The sequence below is a fragment of the uncultured Mailhella sp. genome, from assembly GCF_905187505.1.
Lineage (GTDB): Bacteria > Desulfobacterota > Desulfovibrionia > Desulfovibrionales > Desulfovibrionaceae > Mailhella.
This window is the reverse complement of sequence record NZ_CAJJIC010000131.1, coordinates 1-6,656: the sequence shown is the minus strand read 5'-3', so window position 1 is coordinate 6,656 and position 6,656 is coordinate 1. Positions and strand designations below refer to the sequence as shown.

Sequence of the window (6,656 nt, the reverse complement as noted above, 5' to 3'; positions counted from 1 at the left end):
GTTTTGGTAGCGTGCGGGATGAAGTCAATGAGTTGGCAGAAGAACTGGGGGCTGGGCTCATTGTTGCGGGCGCGGGCGGATTCTGGTGGTACCAGCAGCGGGGCACGTCCTCGCAGATACATTATCTTACGGAAAGCGTCGTACGCGGCAGCATACGCAAGACGGTCAATGCCACGGGCGAAGTGGACGCCGTGCAGCTTGTCACGGTAGGTTCTCAGGCTTCGGGCAAGATCATGCAGCTCAATGCCGTGATCGGTCAGAAGGTCAGGAAGGGGGATCTCATCGCGCAGATAGATCCCACGACGCGTCAGAACGATCTGGACACGGCGCGCGCTCTGCTCAAGACGTACGAGGCGCAGCTTCAGTCTCGCAAGATAGCGCAGAAGGTGGCGCAGACGCAGTATGACCGCGAAGTGAAGCTCAGGAAGACGGATTCCACCTCACGGGCGAATCTGGAAGATGCGGAAAACACGCTGGCGGCGGCGAAGGCCAGCGTGACGGAAATGGAGTCGCAGATACTTCAGCAGAAGATAGCGGTGAACACGGCGGAAACGAATCTGGGCTACACGAAGATAGTGGCTCCGCTTGACGGGGTGATCGTGTCCGTGCCGGTGAAGGAAGGTCAGACGGTGAACGCCAATCAGACCACGCCTACCATCGCGCAGATTGCGGACCTCACGGACATGGAAATCAAGATTGAAGTGTCGGAAGGCGACATTCCCTTCATCAGGGAGGGTCAGAAAGTACGTTACACGCTGCTCGGGGCTCCCGACAAGGTATACACGACCAGCATCACGTCCATTGATCCGGGCGACACCACGCTTTCGGACGCCACGTCTTCGACTTCCGGCACATCGTCGAGCAGCTCTTCGAGTTCTTCGAGCAGTTCTTCGAGTTCCGCCATCTACTACTACGCCAAGGCGAGGGTTCCCAATCCCGACGGGGTGCTGCGCATCAGCATGACCACGCAGAACGTCATTGAAATCGCCAGGGCCGACGATGTGCTTCTTGTTCCGAGTCTGGTGCTGGAAAACGACGGCCGGGGCAACTACAGCGTGCGCGTGCTCGGCAAGGACAACAAGGTTGAGGTGCGCAAGGTGGAAACGGGGCTCACCAACAACGTGATGACGGAAATCCGTTCCGGTCTCAAGGAAGGCGAAGCGGTCATCTCCACGCAGATGTCGAGCGCCGAGATTGCGGACAGTCTGGCCAATCCGCGCAGCAACCGCAGGCCTGCGCGCTGATGAATGCCGGGGCACAGGCCCCGCGGTCGCTCAGGAACGCGCGGCCTGCGCCGCGCTTCATGAATCATTCCCTGCAGAGAAACACTCATGGTCACTCTCGAAGTACGCAACATAGGCAAGCATTACGGCAGCGGAGAAAGCCGCGTGCAGGTGCTCAGGAACGTCAGTCTGAGCATAGAGCGCGGGGACTTCGTGGCCATCATCGGCCAGTCCGGTTCGGGCAAGTCCACGCTCATGAACATTCTGGGCTGTCTCGACACGCCTTCCGAAGGCACCTATCTGGTGGACGGCAAGGCCACGGAAGGGCTCTCGCCCGACGAGCTGGCCAGACTGCGCGGGGAGAAGTTCGGCTTCATCTTTCAGCGCTACAATCTGCTTGCGAGTCTGAGCGCTCAGGAAAACGTGGCTCTTCCCGCCGTGTATGCGGGCATGGAGGGGCATGCGCGCAGCGCAAGGGCGCACGAACTTCTCATCAAGCTGGGGCTCGAGGGCAAGACGCAGAACCGCCCCAACGAGCTTTCAGGGGGTCAGCAGCAGCGCGTGTCCATCGCCCGCGCCATGATGAACGGCGGGGAAATCATCCTGGCCGACGAACCCACCGGCGCGCTGGACTCCAGAAGCGGCGAAAACGTCATGGCGCTGCTCATGCAGCTCAACGCCGAAGGACACACGCTCATTCTGGTCACGCACGACCGGCACATTGCCGAATACGCCAACCGCATCATAGAAATCAGGGACGGCGAAGTCATCAGCGATCATCGCAAAAAGCCCGTCGGCAATCCCGAGGGAGCGAAGGCCGCCGTATCTCCGACCTCCTCGTGGAAGTACATGCGCGATCAGCTTGCCGAAGCGTTCCGCATGTCGGTGCAGGCCATACTTGCGCACAAGATGCGCTCGCTGCTCACCATGCTCGGCATCATCATCGGCATTGCCTCGGTGGTTTCGGTGGTGGCGCTCGGCCGCGGCTCTCAGGAAAAGATTCTGGCCGGCATCAACGCCATGGGCACCAACACCATCGACATCATGCCCGGCCGCAGCTTCGGCGACCGCAATTCCGGCCGCTACACCACGCTCACCGTGGACGACTCCGAAGTGCTGGCCGAACAGAGCTACATCGCGAGCGCCACGCCTTCGGCAAGTTCCAGCGGCAGCTTCGTGTACCGCAATCTCACGGCCAACGGCTCGTTGAGCGGCGTGGGCGAACAGTACTTCAACGTGAAGGGGCTGGAGCTTGCGCGCGGCAGGCTCATCAACCGCGCGGACATCGACGAGGCGCGCGCCGTGGCCGTGCTCGACGACAACACGGTGCAGGAACTTTTCCCCAACGGGGAAGACCCCATAGGCGCGGTCATTCTGTTCAACAAGCATCCCTTTGAAGTGGTGGGCGTGACGAAAAAGCCCAACGCCACCTTCGGCCCGCGCAGCAACCTTACGGTGTGGACGCCCTACACCGCCTACATGGCAAGGGTATCCGGCAGCCGGAGCATTTCCTCCATCACGGTGAAGATAGCCGACGGCGTTTCCGCGCAGATTGCGGAAAAGGAGCTCACGCGTCTTCTCACCTCGCGCCATCGCGGCGTGACGGACTTCTTCACCATGAACACGGACAGCATCCGCCAGACCATGGAAAGCACCACGACCACCATGCGGCTGCTCATTTCCTGCATTGCCTTCATATCGCTGCTTGTGGGCGGCATAGGGGTGATGAACATCATGCTCGTGTCGGTCACGGAGCGCACGCGGGAAATCGGCGTGCGCATGGCCATAGGCGCAAGACAGTTCAACGTGCTTCAGCAGTTTCTCATCGAGGCCGTGCTCATCTGCGTGATCGGCGGCGTCACGGGCGTGCTTCTGTCCGCGTGCATCGGCGTGCTGTTCAACAGCTTCATTCAGGACTTTCCCATGTCGTTTTCCACGGGTTCCATCGTGCTGGCCATCACCTGTTCCACCTTCATCGGCATCATCTTCGGATACATGCCGGCCCGACGCGCCGCCACGCTCAATCCCGTGGACGCGCTCTCCCAGGAGTGATTCCATGAAAGCCACGCCCTTTCTCTGCGCCGTGCTGCTTCTTGTTTCCGGCTGCGCCACACGCGACTACCAGATTCCCCCTCAGGGCATTCTGAGCGAAAGCCAGATCGAGCAGAACTTTCACATCGACCGCGAGTGGTGGAAACAGTACAACGATCCCACGCTCAACAAACTGGTGGACATGGCTCTTGCGCGCAACATCGACCTTGCGCGCAGCACCATTACCGTCAACAAGGCCCTGTATCAGGCAAGACAGTTCGGCGCGGATCTCGTGCCCACGTTTTCGGGCTCCGGCAGCGCCGATTCCCGCACCGCGCTCGACAGCGGCAGGAACACGCGCAGCTTCGACGCTTCGTTCGGTCTGGCGTATGAGCTGGATCTGTGGGGCCGCCTGCGCGACTCCACGTCGGCGCAGGTGTGGGAATACCGCGCCACGGAACAGGACAGGGAAGCCACGAAGCTTGCGCTCGTCAACAGCGTGGTGAATACCTGGTACAGCATGGCCTACACCTCTCGCGCTCTGGAACTGAGCCGCGAAAGCCTGAGCTATTATGAGCGGCTTCTTAAGATCATGCAGGAAAAGTTCCGCTCCGGCCAGACCGACGGTCTCGACCCTGCGCAGACGGAACAAAGCCTGCTTTCCCAGAAGACCACCGTGCTCACGCTGGAAGAAGACCTCCGCACGGAACGGCAGACGCTGCGCGACCTTCTCAACCTGCGCCCGGAAGAGGAACAAACGCTCCAGCTTCCCGATCTGCTGGCCGTAAAAGTGCCTGCCGTGGACCTCAACGTTCCCGTGGCCGCGCTCGGCGCAAGACCGGACGTGAACGCAGCCGAATTCCGGCTGCTCTCCTCGTTCCGCAACCAGAACGCCGCCCGGGCCGATCTTTTTCCCTCGCTCACCATAGGCGGCACGCTCGGCGCGTCGGCCTCGTCGGCCTCCGACCTGTTCCAGTCCTCCTTCATCAAGGGTCTTATAAGTTTGGATCTTCCGTTCCTGGACTGGAATCGTGTAAAATGGAACGTGAAGATTGCCGAGGCCGACTTTGAAGATGCCAAACTCGCCTATGAAAAAAGCGTGACCCAGGCGCTCAACGAAGTGGCCCTCTATTACGGCTCTCTGGGGAATGCCGAGCAACAGTTCGAAAACATTCAGAAAAAATATGACGCTGACCGCAGAGTGGAAGCGTACCGCAAAGCACGATATGAGCAGGGAGCCGACGAACTCAAAGACTGGCTGGAGGCGCTGAAGGCGCTCAACGACTCCCGTCTGTCGGTTCTGGAGCGGAAATACGGCGTGATTTCCGCCTCGAACGCCATCTGGCAGGCCATGGGAGGACGCATTTTCGGCAGATAAATAATTTATTCATGAGATTGACCTTTCTCTGTTTTCATCAGAAAATCGCCCCATCTGTTTCCATGTCAGGTGAGGCGATTTCTTTTTTTCCCTCCACGCGAAACATTGAGATATAAGGACATGAATCATGAGCACATTCCGCAATCTTTCCTACGCTCTGCTTTTTCTCTCCCTGCTGTCGCTTGCGATGATCTTTCCCTTCTCCCGAGCGACGTACAGCATGACCACATTCTCCTTTCTCGGCGTTTTCGTCGCCGTGTTTGCCGTGAGTCTTGTAGCGCTCATCGCCTCGCTCACCATGTACTTTCACTCTAAAAACACGGCCATTACGGTGCTCAAGCGCCGCGGCGGCCGCGTGTATGCCGAGCTTTTGCATCATAAGATTCTGCTCATCAGCGCCATAGACGGCGACAAGTCCGTGGCCGACTGGGATCATTACCTCTACAATCCCGACGAATTTCCGCGCATCAAGAAGTTCCTCGGCGAGGAATACTTCCTGCTGCTCTCCTGCGATTCCTTCTTCTGCAATTCCAAGGCGGCCGAGGCCTACAACGCCTTCAAGACGCTGCACGACGATTTTGCCACCTTCATCCGCTCCGTATCCTACGACCGCGTGGAATGCGCCAAATTCAAGAAGCTCTATGAAAGAAAGACCGGTCACGAACTGACCTCCTCCACGCCTGTTGAGGAATTTCAGGGCGAAGACTTCAGCGAAGCCTACGAAGCCCTGCTTGCGGCCAACGAACAGGCGCTGAACACCGTGGAAGGCCTGCTCACCAAGATTGAAAACTTTGAAATCAATCTCGGCAAGTACTACACGGCGGGCATTCCCTGGGCCACAACCAAAAAAACCCTGAACGCCCGTTATCAGGTTTGGCTGCACGCCACGGAAGTATAAGAGAGAAAGAAAGAGAGGATGGAGTTTGCGGGGGAAGGCGAAACCCCTTTTGAAAAAGGGCTTTTCCCCTTCCCCCGCACCCCTATCCCCTTTCCTAAAACTTTTATTGTTTCAGGCTGCTTTCCTTTTTCCCGGGCACTCGAGCGAAGTTTCCTTCAATCGCGTGCCCTTTTTTAGCACCTGAAAAAAGAGGAAAAAGATACTTCCGAACTAAGAAGAGAAAGGAAGAAGAAGAAGAAGAAGAAGAAGAAGAAGACGACGACGCTTCCCGGGGAAGGGGAACCCCCTTTTGAAAAAGGGCTTTTCCCCTTCCCCCGCACCCCTATCCTCTTTCCTAAAACTTTTATTGTTTCAGGCTGCTCTCTCTTTTCAAGGGCACACGGCGAAGCTTTCTTCACTGTACTGCCCCTTTTTTGTGCCTGAGCGTCGCACACGTTACCGCTGAGCGCAAAATCTCTCCCAATGCTTCAACCTCGGCATCGAAGTTTGCCGTCGGCCGAGATTCCTGATGTCGCCCGAGTCCCCAGAGCGTAGAAAAGCAGCCTTCCGGTCTGCTTTTACAGCCCGGCCCTCGGTGATCCCTCCAAAATATCCGGAAATCTCTTCCTTACTCACGACTGTCCGACTTTTGTCGGACAGGAGTCGGCCACCGCAGGTGGGTCCGACAGGACACACCTGCACTGCGTCCGCAGCCCGAACAGCGCCCGCCAAGACTTTCCGCGCCTCGCAACAGCTGCCGTTTCCCCTCTCCCGCTTGTCTTCGGCAACGCGCCCTGCTCCCGCACTCCCGCCCGCCGAGGGCGAAGCCGTCGGCGGAAACAGGGGGGTCCGGGGGGAATTATTTCCCCCGGCGGGGTCCGGGGCAGCGCCCCGCTTCTCCGGCCTGTTGCCTTCCACTCAATCCCGGGGCAGCGCCCCGCTGCTCTGGCAGATCTCCTTCCACTCAATGCGGGGACAGCTCCCTGCTCTCTGCCTGGTTCTCGCTGCACGCTGTCCCCAGTCTCTTCGTTTATCCTACATGCCATTTCTTTTAAACAACAAAGGGACGCCCCGGAGTGGGGGCGTCCCTTTGATATTACCCGATATCAGGCCGTCAGATGAGCCAGCCCATGGGGATGAGGGACAG

General features: G+C 58.6%; 4 protein-coding genes. All 4 read left to right on the top strand.

Annotated elements, in window-relative coordinates; translation table 11 throughout:
* The coding region (locus tag QZZ60_RS09930; protein WP_295641002.1) for an efflux RND transporter periplasmic adaptor subunit at window positions 1–1,244 on the top strand (1,244 nt) is incomplete at its 5' end.
* Between the two features lie 87 nt (window positions 1,245–1,331).
* Window positions 1,332–3,275 carry a MacB family efflux pump subunit gene (locus QZZ60_RS09925; RefSeq protein ID WP_295641000.1) on the top strand — a complete coding sequence of 648 codons (1,944 nt, stop codon included), beginning with the start codon at window positions 1,332–1,334 and terminating at the stop codon, window positions 3,273–3,275.
* A gap of 4 nt (window positions 3,276–3,279) precedes the next feature.
* A complete protein-coding gene (locus QZZ60_RS09920; RefSeq protein WP_295640998.1) occupies window positions 3,280–4,632 on the top strand; it encodes a TolC family protein in 1,353 nt (450 codons plus the stop codon).
* A 127-nt stretch (window positions 4,633–4,759) separates the two neighbouring features.
* A complete protein-coding gene (locus QZZ60_RS09915) occupies window positions 4,760–5,530 on the top strand; it encodes a hypothetical protein (RefSeq protein WP_295640996.1) in 771 nt (256 codons plus the stop codon).
* Window positions 5,531–6,656: the final 1,126 nt, after the last annotated feature.